The 17649-nt window shown below is 39.1% G+C and carries 21 protein-coding genes and 1 pseudogene; 18 read left to right on the top strand and 4 right to left on the bottom strand.

The genetic code is table 11. The annotated features are described in order from the left end of the window. From V7112_RS19675 to V7112_RS19625, 11 genes are all read left to right on the top strand, one after another. Positions 1 to 189, top strand: a 189-nt coding sequence (locus V7112_RS19675; RefSeq protein ID WP_335423031.1) for a hypothetical protein, incomplete at its 5' end; no start/stop codon positions are given. Positions 190 to 319: 130 nt separating this feature from the next. After that, complete coding sequence (locus tag V7112_RS19670; protein WP_335423028.1) at positions 320 to 445, top strand: YjcZ family sporulation protein; 126 nt, start codon at positions 320 to 322, stop codon at positions 443 to 445. Between the two features lie 194 nt (positions 446 to 639). Next, positions 640 to 1560: an NAD(P)/FAD-dependent oxidoreductase gene (locus V7112_RS19665; protein WP_335423026.1), complete on the top strand. Its 921-nt coding sequence runs from the start codon at positions 640 to 642 to the stop codon at positions 1558 to 1560. Between the two features lie 102 nt (positions 1561 to 1662). Next, on the top strand, positions 1663 to 3018 hold the full coding sequence (locus V7112_RS19660; RefSeq protein WP_335423023.1) for an aspartate aminotransferase family protein: 1356 nt from the start codon (positions 1663 to 1665) through the stop codon (positions 3016 to 3018). Positions 3019 to 3038: 20 nt separating this feature from the next. Then, entirely contained in the window at positions 3039 to 3731 is a 693-nt protein-coding gene (locus V7112_RS19655; protein WP_335423169.1) for a CoA transferase subunit A, read from the top strand. Continuing rightward, positions 3716 to 4378: a 3-oxoacid CoA-transferase subunit B gene (locus V7112_RS19650; RefSeq protein WP_335423168.1), complete on the top strand. Its 663-nt coding sequence runs from the start codon at positions 3716 to 3718 to the stop codon at positions 4376 to 4378. The genes V7112_RS19655 and V7112_RS19650 overlap by 16 nt, the downstream gene beginning before the upstream one ends. 17 nt (positions 4379 to 4395) lie before the next feature. Beyond that, on the top strand, positions 4396 to 5667 hold the full coding sequence (locus V7112_RS19645; protein WP_438823926.1) for a peptidase: 1272 nt from the start codon (positions 4396 to 4398) through the stop codon (positions 5665 to 5667). A gap of 38 nt (positions 5668 to 5705) precedes the next feature. Continuing rightward, positions 5706 to 6560, top strand: a complete 855-nt coding sequence (ablB, locus tag V7112_RS19640; protein WP_438823925.1) for a putative beta-lysine N-acetyltransferase — start codon at positions 5706 to 5708, stop codon at positions 6558 to 6560. Between the two features lie 62 nt (positions 6561 to 6622). After that, entirely contained in the window at positions 6623 to 7993 is a 1371-nt protein-coding gene (locus tag V7112_RS19635) for a sigma-54 interaction domain-containing protein (RefSeq protein WP_335423021.1), read from the top strand. Between the two features lie 84 nt (positions 7994 to 8077). Beyond that, on the top strand, positions 8078 to 9490 hold the full coding sequence (gene ablA / locus V7112_RS19630; RefSeq protein WP_335423019.1) for a lysine 2,3-aminomutase: 1413 nt from the start codon (positions 8078 to 8080) through the stop codon (positions 9488 to 9490). 12 nt (positions 9491 to 9502) lie between these two features. Continuing rightward, positions 9503 to 9781 carry a YokU family protein gene (locus tag V7112_RS19625; RefSeq protein ID WP_335423017.1) on the top strand — a complete coding sequence of 93 codons (279 nt, stop codon included), beginning with the start codon at positions 9503 to 9505 and terminating at the stop codon, positions 9779 to 9781. A 317-nt stretch (positions 9782 to 10098) separates the two neighbouring features. Here the strand turns inward: V7112_RS19625 and V7112_RS19620 are convergent, their stop codons facing one another. Then, a complete protein-coding gene (locus V7112_RS19620) occupies positions 10099 to 11538 on the bottom strand; it encodes a hypothetical protein (protein ID WP_335423015.1) in 1440 nt (479 codons plus the stop codon). Positions 11539 to 11620: 82 nt separating this feature from the next. Here V7112_RS19620 and V7112_RS19615 point away from each other — a divergent pair. From V7112_RS19615 to V7112_RS19605, 3 genes and pseudogenes are all read left to right on the top strand, one after another. After that, a pseudogene (locus V7112_RS19615) lies at positions 11621 to 11838 on the top strand (YokU family protein); the annotation flags it as partial. 65 nt (positions 11839 to 11903) lie between these two features. Next, positions 11904 to 12122 (top strand): YozE family protein, encoded by a 219-nt coding sequence (locus V7112_RS19610; protein WP_335423014.1) that lies wholly within the window; start codon positions 11904 to 11906, stop codon positions 12120 to 12122. Between the two features lie 439 nt (positions 12123 to 12561). Further along, positions 12562 to 13254: a hypothetical protein gene (locus tag V7112_RS19605; protein WP_335423011.1), complete on the top strand. Its 693-nt coding sequence runs from the start codon at positions 12562 to 12564 to the stop codon at positions 13252 to 13254. On the opposite strand, the gene V7112_RS19600 is transcribed toward V7112_RS19605, so the two are convergent. Next, positions 13251 to 13448, bottom strand: coding sequence for a hypothetical protein (locus V7112_RS19600; protein ID WP_335423009.1), 198 nt, complete (start codon positions 13446 to 13448; stop codon positions 13251 to 13253). The genes V7112_RS19605 and V7112_RS19600 overlap by 4 nt on opposite strands. A gap of 144 nt (positions 13449 to 13592) precedes the next feature. Here V7112_RS19600 and V7112_RS19595 point away from each other — a divergent pair, with 144 nt between their 5' ends. Further along, a complete protein-coding gene (locus V7112_RS19595) occupies positions 13593 to 13763 on the top strand; it encodes a YozD family protein (protein WP_116350842.1) in 171 nt (56 codons plus the stop codon). A gap of 76 nt (positions 13764 to 13839) precedes the next feature. Here the strand turns inward: V7112_RS19595 and V7112_RS19590 are convergent, their stop codons facing one another. Next, on the bottom strand, positions 13840 to 13986 hold the full coding sequence (locus tag V7112_RS19590; protein ID WP_335423008.1) for a hypothetical protein: 147 nt from the start codon (positions 13984 to 13986) through the stop codon (positions 13840 to 13842). 14 nt (positions 13987 to 14000) lie between these two features. Then, positions 14001 to 14135: a hypothetical protein gene (locus V7112_RS19585; protein ID WP_335423006.1), complete on the bottom strand. Its 135-nt coding sequence runs from the start codon at positions 14133 to 14135 to the stop codon at positions 14001 to 14003. Positions 14136 to 14266: 131 nt separating this feature from the next. Between V7112_RS19585 and deoD the strand changes: the two genes are divergently transcribed. The 3 genes from deoD (at position 14267) to V7112_RS19570 (ending at position 17558) form a co-directional block, all read left to right on the top strand. Next, the gene (gene deoD, locus V7112_RS19580; RefSeq protein WP_335423004.1) at positions 14267 to 14971 is read left to right on the top strand and encodes a purine-nucleoside phosphorylase; all 705 of its coding nucleotides are present in this window, start codon (positions 14267 to 14269) and stop codon (positions 14969 to 14971) included. Between the two features lie 61 nt (positions 14972 to 15032). Beyond that, the gene (locus V7112_RS19575) at positions 15033 to 17225 is read left to right on the top strand and encodes an amidohydrolase family protein (protein ID WP_335423002.1); all 2193 of its coding nucleotides are present in this window, start codon (positions 15033 to 15035) and stop codon (positions 17223 to 17225) included. A gap of 93 nt (positions 17226 to 17318) precedes the next feature. Beyond that, entirely contained in the window at positions 17319 to 17558 is a 240-nt protein-coding gene (locus V7112_RS19570; RefSeq protein WP_335423000.1) for a hypothetical protein, read from the top strand. The last annotated feature ends 91 nt before the right edge of the window (positions 17559 to 17649 follow it).

Genomic DNA, 17649 nt, shown 5'->3' with positions numbered 1-17649 from the left:
TTTATCCACAGATTGTTAGTTGAGGCCCACAGGATGTGGGTCACGAAGACGTTGCCACACGACGTGGCGTTCTTAGTCTTCGTTCACTTTATCAGGATTTTACTGGCAATTGCCCTCTGTGATGGCTTAGTGGCAGTTAATGCTGAAAAATTTCCTTTGAAAAATCGTGCCATCCGCCGGAGGCTTTAACTTGATTCAGAGAAGTTGTGACTTCTGCAGAATAAAGTTAAAAATTATGTAAAAATGGGCACTAGCACATACAGTACAACCCATAGGCTCATATCATAACAGTGTACAAAAAAGAAAGGGAGATGACACGATGAACTACGGATACCACGATCACTGCGGATATGGATATGGTGGATTTGGATACAACAACAGCTTTGTATTAATCGTTGTGCTGTTTATCTTATTGATAATTGTTGGTGCTTCATACGTACGCTAAACATATACGAAAGCATTTATTAAGAAGGTTCCTTTCACAAATAGTGGAGGGAGCTTTTTTTGTCCGCGACAAAATATAACAAAAACAAGATAGGTTTATCATAATAACGTTATGTTAACTTTATAAAATTTTGAATAGATATTTACCCAAAAAACACATGATAAAAGGTATATGTCTTTAGCTGAGGTGAGGGTATGGTCAAACAATATGAAGTCATCATTATTGGAGGGGGAATTGCTGGATTGCAAGCGGCGATTCAACTTGGAAGATACAAGCATAAAATTGCGGTAATTGATTCAAATGACGGTCGATCTACCATTTGCAGAAACTACCACAATATCTTAGGCTGGCCAGATGGAGTCAGTGGCGAAACATTAAGAAATTTAGGAAAGATACATGCTGAACGTTACGGTGTTTCTTTTATACAAAATGAAGCAATAAAAATAGATAAACATAATAATATGTTTCAAATCCAATGCCGAGGTGGCGATACATTTGCTGCAAAACGGTTGCTGCTTGCTACTGGTGTGAAGGACAATATTCCTTCCATAAAAAATATTTATAAATGTCTGGGCATATCTGTTTATGTGTGTCCTGATTGTGACGGCTATGAAGTGATTGATAAGCATGTGATTGTGATTGGTTCTGGAAAACCTGGAGCGAGTATGGCGCTCACACTAGCTTATTTTACAAGTGACATCACATTTATCAATTATGATTGGAATAAGCTTGATTACGACGTAATGAACAAATTTGAGGAAAAGGGAATTACACATATCCAAGATGAAGTGGAGGAGATAATGCTTGATAAAGATACCTCTGATTTTACCGGCGTACTCCTGAAAAGTGGAAGTCCCATTCCGGGTGAACGCGGGTTTTTGGGGTTTGCAGGAAATGAAGTTCGTTCAGAACTAGCAAACCAGCTTGGTGTGGAACGGTTGGAAAACAAACATATCATCGTCGATCCAAGAACTAAAATGACGAATATTGAGTTTGTATGGGCTGCAGGAGATATTGCCGTCCATTCCGAGCAAACCACAATTGCCATGGGAGATGGCATGCAAGCTGCTATCTGGATACATAAAAGCCTTTTGGATGAAAAAACCTTGGATTAACGAAATTATCATTCTTCACATACATATGATGTAGTAATGGGCTATTTAATTTTTAAAGCGCTTACAATTTTGGTAATACCATTTTGGCGAGGAGGGGTTCGTGTGGACGAAACCCGCTTAATTAAACCTTTATTGGATAAGGATTATCCGATGATTAGCCATGGAGATGGAATCTATTTATATGATACAAACGGAAAAAAATACATCGATGGCTCATCTGGGGCCATCACGGCAAGCATCGGTCATGGCGTGAAGGAAATTATTGAAGAAATCGAAAAACAAGCTCACAAAATTTCATTTGTGTACAGGTCACAATTCACCAGTGAGCCCGCTGAAAAATTAGCAAAAAAACTAAGTGACCTAGCTAAAAGCGGTGAATACTGGTCTTTTTTTGTGAACAGCGGCTCTGAAGCAACTGAAACGGCAATGAAAATTGCGATCCAGCACTATCAGGAAAAAGGTATCAAAGGAAAAAATAAAATTTTATCGCGTTGGATGAGCTATCACGGGATCACGATTGGTGCACTCTCGATGTCCGGTCACACCGGAAGAAGGGCTCGCTTTGTTTCTTTACTAGAGGACTATCCAACGATACAGCCGCCTTATTGCTTCCGTTGTCCGTTTAACACCACATATCCGGCCTGCAACCTTATGTGTGCAACAGAGCTGGAACAAGCGATTAACCGAATTGGTGCTGACCATATCGCAGCCTTTATTGCCGAGCCTATTATAGGTGCAGCAGGTGGTGCAATCGTTCCACCTGAAGGCTATTATCAAGTCATCAAAAAAATCTGTGAAAAGCACAATATTTTATTTATTGCCGACGAGGTCATGACAGGAATGGGGCGAACTGGAAAAATGTTTGCCCTTGAACATTGGGATACAAAAGCAGATATCATTGCCCTTGGAAAAGGGATGAGTGCGGGTTACACACCGGTTGCAGCAACACTCGTAAGTGAAAAGGTGATGGAGCCTATACAAAAGGGCTCAAAGCTGGTTATGAGCGGACACACCTTTAGTGCGAACCCTCAGTCGGCAGCAGTGGCTTTAGCAGTCATTAATTACATCGAAACTCATAATCTCGTTGAAAAATCTGAGAAACAAGGAATATACCTCATTTCGAAACTACAAGAATTACAAAAAATGCACCCGATTATTGGTGATATTCGCGGGAAAGGATTAATGTGTGGAATTGAATTTGTGTCCGACATGATGACAAAATTTCCATTTAAAAAGGAAATTGATTTAACGTCACTTGTTGTTAGCCGGGGTCAGAAAAATGGTCTCTTACTCTATCCCGCTGCGGCTGGAATTGAAGGTGTTGGCGGCGATGCCATCCTTGTTGCACCACCACTAACAATCACAAGAGAACAAATCAATGAACTAATCGAACTCCTTGATCAAACCTTAAAGGATGTGGAAACAGAACTAAAGAATAAAGGTGTTATTACAGCATAATATGGAGGTGTCATAGATTGATTCAAAATCGCTACAATAAGATTTCAACTTTAGAAGAGGCACTCAAACATATCAATGATGGAACAACTGTAATGTTTGGGGGATTTGGTGGGATAGGAAGTCCCCCAACACTTATTGATGGTTTGTTAGATAAAGATGTAAGGGAGTTGACTTTGATTGGAAATGACACTGGTTTTCCTAATATCGGAATTGGGAAACTTGTAAGTCGTGGTCATGCGAAGAAATGCATTGTATCTCACATTGGTTCAAACCCCGTTGCAGGACAATTAATGACAGAAGGAAAAATGGACATCGAATTTTCTCCTCAAGGGACGCTTGCGGAACGAATTCGTGCAGGTGGAGTAGGGCTTGGTGGCATTTTAGTAGATGTCGGAATTGATAATGAAATCGTATCGAATGGAAAACAAATTATTCCCGTTGATGGTACGAATTATCTTTTAGAAAAGCCGCTTACTGCCGATGTTTCCATCATTTTTGCGAAAAAGTGCGATCCATTCGGTAACCTGGTCTATGACAAAAGTGCCCGAAATATGAATCCACTCGTCGCAATGGCTGGAAAATTCACGATTGCCGAGGTTGAAGAAATTGTACCTCTCTCAGAGCTTGACCCTGAGGAAATCATTACACCAGGAATATATGTCGATATGATTATCGAAACGGGAGGGGTGAATTGGAAATGGGTATGGGAGTAGATATTCGCAATCGAATTGCAAAACGGGCTGCACAGGAAATCAAGGATGGAATGATTGTTAATCTTGGGATTGGGATTCCTTCCCTCGTTCCAAATCACCTACCTGAAGGAATAAACGTCATGGTTCATGCGGAAAACGGTATTTTAGGAATCGGTCCAAGCCCAAACAAGGGTGAAGAGGATGAGAATCTTTGCAATGCTGCCGGTTACCCAGTAACTACTGTCACAGGTTCGTCTTATTTTGATAGTTCTATCGCCTTTGGCATGATTCGTCGTGGTTATATTGATATAACAATTTTAGGCTCACTTCAGGTCAGTGAAAAAGGTGACCTCGCAAATTGGATTGTTCCAGGCAAACGCGTCCCGGGCATGGGTGGGGCGATGGAGCTTGCCCAAAAAGCAAAGAAAGTGATTGTCTTAATGAATCATGTTGACAAACATGGATACTCCAAGATTGTCAAAGAATGCAGTCTGCCACTCACTTCGAAACACTGTGTCAATCTCATTATCACTGATATGGCTGTAATCGAGGTAAGGGAGGAAGGTCTTCATTTACTTGAAGTAATGGCTCCTTTTACAGTAGAGGATGTCGTTAAAAATACGAGTGCTGAATTGAAGTGGGATGAAACGATCTCACAACTATCCTAAAAGGGGAGGAGAAGTGTGTGAGTGATTATAATATGAAAGTTAAAAAGTGGATACAGGAAAACAAGAGTAAGGGCATCCGTCTTTTAAAAAAACTCGTTCAAGAACCGAGTCTCCAAGGGAATGAACGATCCTCGCAGGCAATCATCATTGAAAAATGCAGGCAGCTTGGGATGGAAATTGACATCTGGGAGCCAAATGGCACAGAACTGTTAAAGCATCCTTATTTTGTGTCACTTCGAACCAATTTTCTTGACAGTCCCAATGTTGTAGGGGTCCTTAAAGGGACAGGAGGTGGAAAATCCCTTCTCTTAAATGGTCATATCGATGTCGTTCCAGAAGGTGATATCACGCAATGGGATATGGACCCATACTCTGCTGAAGTGAAGGATGGAAAACTATACGGACGCGGCTCCACCGATATGAAAGGTGGAAATGTTGCCCTCCTTTTGGCCATCCAAGCTATCAAGGAATCTGGCATTCACTTAAAAGGAGACATTATATTTCAAAGTGTTATAGAAGAAGAAAGTGGTGGTGCTGGTACGCTTGCGGCCATTTTAAAAGGTTATAAAGCAGATGGGGCAATCATCCCAGAGCCGACAAATATGAAGATATTTCCAAAGCAGCAAGGATCTCTTTGGTTTAAAATTGATATTTTTGGGCGGATTGCACATGGGGGAACGAGATACGAGGGTGTTAGTGCAATCGAAAAATCTATGATCGTTATCAATCATCTTTTAAAACTGGAAATGATTCGCAATGGTGCGATTAATGACCCTTTGTATAAAAATACACCAATTCCTGTCCCGATTAACATTGGAAAAATTCAGGGTGGAACGTGGCCATCCTCTGTTCCGGACGTTGTCACAATTGAAGGTCGAATGGGGGTTGCACCAGAGGAAACGATCGACAACGCAAAATCCGAAATGCAACAATGGCTCGAAAAATTATCTGAGATTGATAAATGGTTCCAAGACCATCCGGTTGGACTTGAGTGGTTTGGAGCACGATGGGTACCAGGGACGATTGATCCTGAACACGAACTTATAAATCTTTTAAAAAGTAGCTTTAAACAGGTGAAGGGCGAGGAACCGGTAATTGAAGCATCGCCTTGGGGCACGGACGGTGGACTTTTAACAGCGGTTGGTAATATCCCAACGATTGTTTTTGGTCCAGGAACAACAGAGGTTGCCCATTACCCGAATGAGTATATAGAGCTTGAACGCATGTTCGAATCAGCGGAAATCATTGCTCAAACGATTTTACAGTGGTGTGAAGTTTCAGAAGATTAGTGTTATGATAGTAGAAAAGATTTTATAGGAGGTTTGATGTGTCAGTTAAGAAGTACAGTGAACAAAAACTAATAAACGCCGCTACATATCAAGCAAATATCGTCGTTGATTATTTTAATCGTAGGCTACGAGTATTAGAGTATCGTGGTCATCTTTATTCCCTTTTGGATGAGGTTAATGAGATTGCCGAAAAGCATTCCTTTGAAAAAATTATTATTATGGCAAAACGTGAGGACTTGTCTAATTTTATGGCTCGCGGTTATATGATCGAAGCAATGCTTCAAAAATATTTTAATGGCAGTGATGCCTATTTTGTCACGAAATATTTTACAAATGAACGACGAAATAGTGAAAAATGGATGGAAGAAGAAAGAATCATTACTGATATCCTTAGAAACCCACGGGAAAACAAACCAACAGACACCCATTTTTTAATCCGCAAAGCAACAGTGGAAGACGCAGTCCAGCTATCCGCTTTATATAATACTGTGTTTCAAATTTATCCAACACCATTAAACAAACCAGACTATATTCAGCAAGTGATGAAGGATTCAACGATTTTTTATGTAGTTGAGGACAATGGTGTGATCGTAAGTAGTGCTTCAGCCGATGTAAATCCAACATTTTTCAATGCAGAACTCACCGATTGTGCGACTCTTGATGCATACCGGAAGCACGGATTAATGAAAAAGCTCTTAGTTGAACTTGAAAAAGAGCTTATGAATAATGGAATTTATTGTGCCTATTCGATTGCAAGGGCCCTTTCATATGGGATGAACAAAAGTTTCTATCAGTTAGGCTACTCTTATACTGGCAGAGTCACAAACAATTGCTATATTTTTGACAAGATTGAAGATATGAATGTGTGGGTGAAAGATCTCGCTAAGATGTAATATGCCGAATTTTCGGCATCGAGCGCCAGAATTTCATCATGTGATTAGGGAGGTGGGATGCTGTGCAAATCGGAAAAGAACTAGTTATCGCCATTTTAGATAGTATTGATGAAGCCATTCATGTGGTAAACGAGGAAGGAATCACCATCTTCTATAATCAGGTTGCTGCAGAGCATGATGGGCTTCACCGTGAGGAGGTCCTTGGAAAGCACATACTTGAGGTTTTTCCCTCCTTAAATGAAGATTCTAGCACACTTTTAAAGGTCATCCGCACTAAGCAGCCGATTTTTCATCTCCCCCAAACCTATAAAAATAAATGGGGAAAGCTAATCGATACAGTGAATACAACCCTTCCGATTAAAATAAACGGTACCTTCATTGGTGCCGTTGAGATTGGAAAAGATTACTCAAAGATCAAAGACTTATCCAATAAATTGATGGACCTTCAATCAAAGGTTCACGGTGTTACGAAAAAGCCGAATGAGATTTACGGAGCTAAATACACTTTTCATGACATCCTGACGAGAAATGAGCGCTTTAACCATGTGAAGCAGCAAGCAACCAAGGTTGCGAAATCTTCATCAACGGTTTTGGTGTACGGGGAAACCGGTACTGGAAAAGAGCTTGTTGTTCAAGCAATTCACAATGAATCGCAACGTCGACAGGCACCATTTATCGCACAAAACTGTGCGGCATTACCTGAAAGTTTATTAGAAAGCATTTTATTTGGAACGGTAAAAGGCAGTTATACAGGTGCGGTCGACCGTGCCGGGTTATTTGAAATTGCCCATGGTGGGACACTTTTTTTAGACGAAATTAATTCGATGCCGCTTGAACTTCAAACACGATTACTTCGTGTTCTTGAGGATGGAATGGTGCGCAGAATCGGTAGCCCGAAAGCCCTCCAAGTCGATGTCCGCGTAATTGTTGCGTTAAACAAATATCCGTCTGAATGTGTCGATGCAGGTGAATTACGGCCGGACTTGTATTACAGATTGAATGTTTTTTCACTCGATATTCCGCCATTGCGAGAACGTATTGAAGATATCCCATTTTTAGTGGACCATTTTATTAGGCTCTATAACCATAGCTTTCAAAAAAATATTTCAAAAGTAGACGATGATGTTCTTGAACTTTTTGCTGACTACAAATGGCCGGGAAATGTCCGTGAGTTAAAACATATTATTGAACACGCGATGATCATGGCAGAAGGCTCGAGTCTCACAAAGGACTTACTTCCAAATCATCTTGTCGAATCTAAGGCTATATCTACAAACCTAGCGTTAAAACCACTGCGATTGGCCGTAAAAGAAACGGAAAATTCCTTAATTGAAGCTGCAATGAAAAAATCAGGCGGGAACGTTAATCAAGCCGCAAAACTCCTTGAAATCCCACGCCAAACCTTACAATACAAATTACAAAAGAAGAACTAATAGTCCAATTTACTGAAATCCTCCTTCCTACTTAATAGTTGGCATGCTACTTGCATGTTACTAATCGTAGGGAGGAGATTTTTTATGCAGATGAACTTATATAAACCTAAGCGTCATTGGAAGGACATTGAATTATGGAAGGATGTAACAGAGGAGCAATGGAATGATTGGATTTGGCAATTAACGAATACAATCCGTACGGTTGATGATTTACGCAAGGTAATTAACCTAACACCGGAGGAAGAAGAGGGTGTCTTAATTTCGACAAAGACGATTCCTTTAAATATAACGCCTTATTATGCTTCATTAATGAATCCAGATGATCCACGCTGTCCGATTCGGATGCAGTCAGTGCCCATTGGGAAGGAAATTTATAAGACGAAATACGATTTAGAGGATCCCCTTGAAGAAGATGAGGATTCACCGGTTGCTGGTCTGACCCACCGTTATCCAGACCGTGTCCTCTTTTTAGTAACAAACCAATGTTCAATGTATTGCCGCTATTGTACGAGAAGACGATTTTCCGGCCAAATCGGCATGGGGGTGCCGAAAAAACAGCTGGATGCTGCAATTGGCTATATCGCAAACACACCTGAAGTGCGTGACGTCCTCATTTCCGGTGGTGACGGTCTGCTTATTAATGACAATATCCTTGAGTACATTTTGAAAAATTTACGCGGAATTCCACATGTGGAAATCATTCGAATTGGAACAAGAGCACCGGTTGTGTTCCCACAGCGTATTACCGAAAACCTTTGCAATATTTTAAAGAAATACCATCCTGTTTGGTTAAATACCCATTTCAACACATCAATTGAGATTACTGAAGAAGCGAAAAAAGCGTGTGAAATGTTGGTTAACAGTGGGGTTCCAGTCGGAAATCAATCCGTTATTTTAGCAGGCATTAACGACAGCGTAGAAATCATGAAAAAACTGATGCATGACTTAGTTAAAATCAGAGTTCGTCCGTATTATATTTATCAATGTGATTTATCTGAAGGAATCGGCCACTTTAGAGCACCTGTATCAAAGGGACTAGAAATCATTGAAGGGTTGCGAGGACATACTTCGGGGTATGCAGTCCCAACCTTTGTAGTAGATGCCCCTGGTGGTGGCGGAAAAATTGCGGTGCAGCCAAATTATCTGATTTCACAAAGTCCAGAAAAAGTGGTGCTGAGAAACTTTGAAGGTGTGATTACAACTTATCCGGAGCCAGAGAACTATGTACCTGGTCGTGCGGACGCTTATTTTACAGAGCATGTTGGCTCTCTTGATGATAAAAAATCAACTGCTGGAATTGCAGGTCTGTTGGGGGAAGGATTCAATCTTGTCCCAGAAGGTATCAACCGAATTTCTCGCAGAAAGAAATACATTGAAGATCCAACTCACAGTACATTAAAGGATAAACGTGACAAACGTGATGAATTGAAGGAGAAAAAATATCAATCGACATTGAAAAAAATGCAGGGCGGTAAAGAAGAGGAAGCATCTAGTTAGGAGGTAATACTGTTGAAATGTATGTGGTGTGAATCCGAAAAAGCGATTGAAACAACGAATAGCGTGTTTTGGGAGTTACCAGATGGAACGCGTGCAATCGAAATTTCAGATACACCAAGTGTGTATTGTGAAGAATGTGGAATGGAATATCAGGAAGAACGCATTATCAAAGAAATTGAAGACCAACTATTCTTAGTAGATACAAAGAAAATTGATGGTAAGATAACGTATAGGGAGTTAATGGAACTACCTAGATTATTGAAGAAAAATTATTTTGATTTTTCTTCTTAAAATGTAAATGACTGAGACACTAGAACTTATTTAAAGAAAAAACACGGAATCAAATAATTGGTTCCGTGTATCTATTATTTTGATATGTTTTGAGTTACCTTTTCAATTACAGCTTGCATAAAACTTGGATTGTTCAAAAGTGATTCAGTTCATTTTTGCTGTTTGTCAGAAGTATGTTGTGTAGAAGTATTTGGGAATTCCACACCAAATTTTTTGTCAACTATGGTAAGTTTCACTTCTTTTTGGTTATATGGGTCAAGTGAAAGAAATTTAGTAACTAAAAAGAGTGTTGGCATAGTTTGTGCCAACACTCATTATTATGTCTGTTCAAAATACATAGTGTCTACATATTTACCGGATGGATAATATTTTCCCATGTCTTGAGGGGTAACTATTTCGTTCTTTGGAACATCCGACGCTGTATGATGCAGAAAGTTCTGTGATATTTGATTATTTCTGTAAAAAAGGAAAAGCGGGACTAAAGGAAGTTGGCTAGCGTCAACCCAAGTAAATCCATTTTCGGAGGTGACGGATGTTGGACGTGGGGCTCCAAAGCTTATAACCAGATTTACATACCCTTTTTTATCAATAATTGTCTGATAATCTGAGATTGTATAGAGTCCCATAATATTAATTGGTGTTATAAAACTCATACTCCAATATTGCATATCTTCATCACCTACGATTCCGAAATTATGATACGTATCCGGGAATGTAGGGGCTTTCCAGCGAATGAACAACAACTTACTGGGGTCCCTATCAATTAGATTGGATATGGTATAGACCGTATTTCCTTCAGGTTGAAGAAATTCTGGTGCAAATCGCTTCCAAGTTAAAGCGGAACTCTGTCTAAAATCCATCTTCATGTTATTTCTTTTATTACTATTGGCAAAATAATTTAAATTAATATAGTCATCAAAATCCATCTGATTCTGTTCATTGTTGTTTTGCTGGATTGTGTTTTGAAATGCTGCAGAAGAAAGACTACTACTTTCAACCTTGCAATGGGTTCGATGTCCTCTTTCTATCCTTCTTGTAGAATACGTGATAAAGGGAAGATCGACACCTCCTGTTTTATCATAGCCTATACTCGGAACGTAAATTCTTAATATAATCAACCCAAATCTATTTGGTTCCCCATTTTCCAAAGTTCCCGCGTAAATCACATTATTACCTGCTCCAGGAACAAAATGATTGGATCCCTCTGGAGGGGCAGTAAAGCGGATTTTTAAGGTATAGTTGCGGTTTGTTGCATCCCAATTAGCACCAGGCAAAAAGGGGTTCGTACTTCCTGGGTCAGGAATTAACTCACTCCCGACTACTGAATCAACTAAACGATGAGATGGAATACTAGCTATATTATAAGTAAAATATCTTGCATAGGGATATCGCCCTCTGATTACAATTTCGGTTTTGGGATCAACCTCATACGGAAAAGTGTAGTAGCTGGCGTTTTGGTCCCCTAGGAAAAAATAAGTATTGCTTGGTTGATATATCCAATTTTGATGAGGACCTGGATATGGAATATCAGGGTAAGTTTGGCTTGGCGATAATGGAGGGCTTGGAACTATATTTGGCATATTTGAGTTAAACTGAGTTGGAATATAAGGATAAACTTGGTAAGTAGGGTTTTGCGATAAGGGTGAGTTTGGCCCCATGTTACGATTAGGTTGGTATGTATAAGGAGAATTGAAGTAATAATATTGTGGTTGTTTAATAAAATAAGGACCAGTTTGTCTAAAATATAAACTTCTCACGATAGCATTCACACCTCTCTTATCATTCTTTATTAATGTATGCTTCCAAGTTAAACATGTGTAAAATGACTAGGTATTTTTCTTTTGGTATTTACCAGACGGTACGCGCGCAATCGAAATCACTGAAACACCTAGCGTTAAATGTGAAGATTGTAGTATGGAATATCAAGAAGAAAAGATTGTCAATGAAATCGATAATCAACTCATGTTAATCGATACAAAAAAATTTCAAAAACAATTCAGTACAAGGAACTCATGGAGATTCCTAGATTTTTAAAGCTTAACTATTTCCGTTTTTAGTTGACATGATCTTCTGACATGATAAAATGACAAAAAAACGAACGCAAAAATAGGAAGTGGTTGTTATGGGGAAGTCATTTTATCATTATATTGTGAAGTTTCGAGCTGCTAAAGCGAAGGATGAGATTAGTCAATTTGCAAATGACGTTTATTTGGATCACAGCTTTCCAATTTATTCGATGGATTATGATGAATTGAGCTCTTATTTGGAGCTAAACGGCCAGTATATAAAAAGCATGTCCATTTTTGATAAAGCCTGGGAGCATTATCAAAACGAAGATTGATTTTTGACCACCGAGATGGCAGATTCTTGGTGGTATTTCTATTTATTAGAGCTATTTCACAAGCGGCTTTTATCATATCTTTTATAAAATACTGTCACTATGCTGACAATACTGTCACTATCCAATTTTTACTGTCACTAACCCAAACTTTCTTACCCCATCCCGAAATACTCCCACTAGTCAGGATTTACTGCCACTATTTCAAAAATACTGCCACTAACCAGGATTTACTCCCACTATCACGAAAATACTCCCACTAGCCTAAATTAACGTCCGCTCAGGACCTCTAAAGCGAACACCAAAAACTCCTCTAATTTTAGGCTCGTCACCCGTTAATTTTTCTTATCTCACAAGCCCTAATCGAATGCCGTTTTACAAAAGACTTGCATATACTATCTCACACCCTTCAAATCGACACAAAAGCAAAAGGGATGAGGATATGGATGATAAAATCAAAAAGCCAAAATACAAAATCGGGGATATCGTCGTTGTTACGTTATATGGAACAGTTGGGTCTGTGACAGATATCCGCAAGCTTGATGGGAATTTTCTTTATAAAGTAAATAAAGGCGAGGCATTTTACTCGGAGTCGGCGTTAACATTACTCTCGGAATACAAAGCAAAGCCGATAGAAATTGAAAAAATTGAAATTGAATATAAATATTATTTTGGTGACCTTGTCTTTGTTCAAGGATATGAAAATGATGTGTTTAAAATTGTCGGGATACACACGGAGATTTGGAGATACAAAGAGGGTGCATGGGAGGATGTGATTTACGAACTAGCGCGAGTGACAGATGGTGAATGGCTCGAAGCGGGAGAGGATGAGCTGACACTTCTTGCAGATTTTGATCAAGCCGAAACATTCCTTCAAAAATATTCGCTGAAGTATTTTGTGAAAAAGAAAAACAAAAATGCGGGGATGTATGAAAATATGGATATCTATCGTAAATCTGAAAAAGATTCTATGCGTATCAAAAAAGAGAAAAAAGAAATCATTGACGGTTTACTTGATGTGTATAACGACTACAAGATCCTGTACGATATGTTCCAGGATCAAAAATATAAGGACGTTATGGATTTAGCTATGAAAAATCTACAAAAATTTGAGTCTGGGAAAGGTAACGATTAACCCATGAGGAATACTTGTACTAACACATAAATGAAATAAGGGATCCCTAAAAATAAAATAGCAGAAAATAATCCATTTGTTACCTTTCCTAACACTTTGTCGAACCCTTCTCCGTCAATAAATTCAAGGAATTTATTTGTCTCTTTGACTTCTTTTTTTACTGGGAATTTTAAGATAACGGCATGCTTTGTCATGAGAACCCCTCCATTAGCTTGTCCAAACTTTATATTCCATCCTATGTATGAAATTTTGAATTCATGACTAAAAAATAAAATACATACGAAAATGACATAGGTGTTCTTGTTAGAACATACATCTTAAGTAAGGGGGCGATCATGCTGAAGGAAATTGAGGTTGTTATTGATACGGAGGAAATTGCAGAGTTTTTCTATAACGAGCTTGTCCAAAGGGGATTTGCCCCAGGTGAGGAAGAGTTAGAAGAGCTAGCCGATATTACATTTGAATATTTGCTCTATAAATGTGTAATTGATGAAGAAAGAGAAGATTAGTACATATTACGGCGGGAAAGCCCGTCGTTTTTTTGTATCAAAAAGGGTGTCCAATAATTTGGACACCTCTTTTTATTTACTCATTATTCCCTGGCCCATTTTTACGTCCACCAGCTGCAGAGAATTCTTTCCCGTGAGCAATTTGTTCCGCCTCGATTGCCTCTGGTGGTACGTGATTATTCTTCTTTGGTGCTCCTGTTCGTGCACGATTTTTCTTACCCAATTTAATCCCTCCAATTATTTAGGCTGGATAAAGCCATCTTTTTCTTTTTTCGATGTATTTGGTGGATTTCCAATACCCTTAGTGGTGTCGGTAGCATTTGCATATTCAACAGCCTGTCGCAATTTTTTGCTCATTTTTTCGTTAGCCACGGATAAATACCCTCCTTAAGAAATGTTACACCCATAGCTTTCCCCATATTTTTGCGTTCATGTTTATTTTTGTATAGAATGTATTTGTGGTAAGATATGAAAAGTGCAATATTTACATAGGAGGAACATGAATGAGTACACATATTGGTGCAAAGCAAGGGGATATCGCTGAAACGATATTGCTGCCAGGGGACCCTTTGCGTGCAAAATATATTGCAGAAAACTTTTTTGAAAATGTTACATGCTATAATGAAGTGCGAGGAATGCTCGGATTTACCGGTACATATAAAGGAAAGCGCGTATCCGTACAAGGCACAGGGATGGGTGTTCCATCCATTTCCATATACATACATGAATTAATGAATGAGTATGGTGTCCAAAACTTAATTCGTGTCGGTACTTGCGGTGCGATTCAGAAAGATGTGAAAGTGCGCGATGTCATTTTAGCAATGACGTCATCAACAAATTCTCAGATGAACCGTATTAACTTTGGAACTGTGGACTATGCGCCTACAGCCTCATTTGATTTATTAAAAAGAGCATATGATGCGGGTACTGAAAAAGGGCTAAAGCTAAAAGTAGGAAATGTCTTCACAAGTGACGTATTCTACAACGATAACGCCGAATTAGAAAAGTGGGCACAATACGGTATACTTGCTATAGAAATGGAAACAACTGCATTATATACATTAGCAGCGAAGTTTGGTCGAAACGCATTATCTGTTTTAACGGTTAGCGATCATATTTTAACTGGAGAAGAAACAACTGCGGAAGAACGACAAACTACATTCAATGATATGATCGAGGTTGCACTTGAAGCAGCATTGAAAGAATAAACGTAGGGGGAAAAGATTTCGAATTTCGAGATTTTTTCCTCTTTTATTAGGGTGATAAACTATGAAAAATCGTTTTGTAAAATATGGCGTAACACTTGTAATCGTTCTGTTAGTTGTCTTTTTCGGTTCAAAAATCATCTCACCAAAGGAGGTCTATACGGATACAGATGAAACTGTTAAAAGTCAATTAATTGTAAACGGCTTCAAAATAGACGGGATTACGTTTTATGGGAATCAAGTTCTCGCCATGCTTGAAGAAAAAGATGAAAAAAAGCTTTACATCGGGGACCGCCAACAATCCGTCATTGAAAACATTAAGCCGTGGGAGGATTTTCAACTTCCAAACAATCCGAATAAAACCTATCACGGGGTCGAAGTAAACCCAGATTCCCACATGATGTATATATATGGGAAAAAGAAAGATGGCAGCAATTTCATGGAAGTCATTAATATAGCGACAAAAGAAACGATTTCTGAAATCCTATTTGAGAATTCGGCAGACATCAGCAATATTAAATTTAAAAATGGGTACATGGAAGGGATGCTGTACGCGAAAACGAATCCCGATAAGCAAAACGCAGAAATCATTTTTAATACAACAGAATTCAATTCACATATGGATTTGCTTGTCGTGGATCTGCCATCTAAAAAAGCAACCCTTGATTGGGTTGACGCAAATCCTGAGCTTGAACAGATTGTCTATACCATCAAGAACCAAGGCAAGGTTTCCGCTTATGTTCATGATTTAACAACTAATCAAACGACGCAGCTAACAAAAATAAATGGCGATAAGTTTTTATTTGATGGCGAACAGCTTGTTGGTTTTAAGTCGAAGAAGGACAAGCTTGAGATTAAAGTATACGATTACAAGCAATCGGACACGACTAATCAACAACCATCAGATGCATATGATATTGTTATAAAAAATGGAATTGTTCTTGATCCAGATAAAGAAACGATAAAAATTGGTTATCATGTTGGAATAAAAGATGACAAAGTAGCTACCGTCACGAAAGCAAAGATTCAAGGGATAACCGAAATCGATGCGTACCAAAAAATCGTAAGTCCTGGTTTTATTGATATGCTTTCGTTCAATCCGAGTCCGATGGGAGCGAAATTTAAAATTGGGGATGGCGTTACAACGAATCTATCAATGCATGGATGTACCGTGGATTTTAATGGATTTTTTAATCAATATGACAAATACCCGACCTCAGTAAACTATGGCGGTGCCTTGTATGCCGTTCGCTTGCGTTATGAGGCAGGTCTCGGTAATCACGGTACGCCAACACAGGAACAAATCGATTATATGGTAAAACGGGCCCGTGAAGAAGTAAAAAAAGGTGCACTCGCTATTGCGTTTAGTCCTGAGTATTACCCAGGAACTACCCCAGAAGAAATCAAAGCTATTATGAAAGTGGCGAAGGAATATAGGCTCGTTACTCATTTTCATGGCAGACATTCGAGTCTAACCGGTGAGCATACTAGCATTGATTCTGTAAAAGAAGTCCTAGGATATGCAAGGGAATTAGATGCACCGGTACATTTTATGCACCTTCATAGTACAGGTGGGACAGGTGCAATGGAAGAGGCTCTTGCGCTAATTGAAGAAGCACGCTCTGAAGGTTATCAAGTCACATACGATGTATATCCATACGATTCATGGGCAACTAATATTTCATTTGAACGGATGGCTGGAGATTGGCAATCACGCTTTGGCATCACTTATTCAGATATTCAAGTTGCTGGAACGACCGAGCGACTTACGGCGGAAACCTTCCCGATTTATCGTAAAAAAGGCGGAATCGTTATCGTCTATGCTATGGAAGAAAAAGAACTCATTCAAGCACTTCAGGTAGATCATAGTATGATCGGTAGTGATGCAATAATGGATAATGAATTTAATCATCCAAGAGGAGCAGGAACTTTTTCAAGATTTATTGGACGATATATCCGTGATCTTGATGTTCTGCCACTTATGGAAGGGATGAAAAAGATTACGATTCATTCCGCAAGACAGCTTGAAGATATTGCACCAGCGATGGCAACCCGAGGTAGGCTTGATGAAGGTGCCACGGCAGATATTACGGTTTTTGATTACCATGAAATCATTGACACAGCAACAGCAGAAAAGCCAGCCTCACTTTCAAAAGGAGTCGACTATGTCATCGTCTCTGGAAAAATTGCCAAAGATGAATCTGGAGTATTAACACAAGTTAAAAATGGACAACCGATCATTGGAGTATTTGAGTAAAAGCGTCAACGTGCAGGAGACGCTTTTTTTGACTAATTTTTACAGCCTTATTCCCCATTAAAACGTAAATACTTTTAGAGAGGTGATTATATTATGAATCATGAGAAGGATTTTGATCGAGATCATGACCGTGAGGATGCACTCACAGACGATGCTTTAAAGGAAATACTGGAAACAGCCTATTCAGCAGAATCTGAATTGATGCGACGCTATTTGATTACCTCTGAAAGGGTTCATCACAACGGGGAACTGAAAGAAAGACTCGCTAATTTCGCTGAAGGAAATGCGAAGCGAACAAAACAGCTTCAAAATGAAATTGAAAAACTACATTAACCACCTGCCACGGAGGACATCTTCGTGGCTTTTTCATACATGAAACTCTTGATAAGTGTTTAAGCTAATTGAAAATAACATGGAGGTGTTA

The organism is Bacillus sp. JJ1566 (genome assembly GCF_036962685.1).
Classification (GTDB): domain Bacteria; phylum Bacillota; class Bacilli; order Bacillales; family Bacillaceae_L; genus Ferdinandcohnia.
This window is presented reverse-complemented; position numbering and strand designations above follow the sequence as displayed.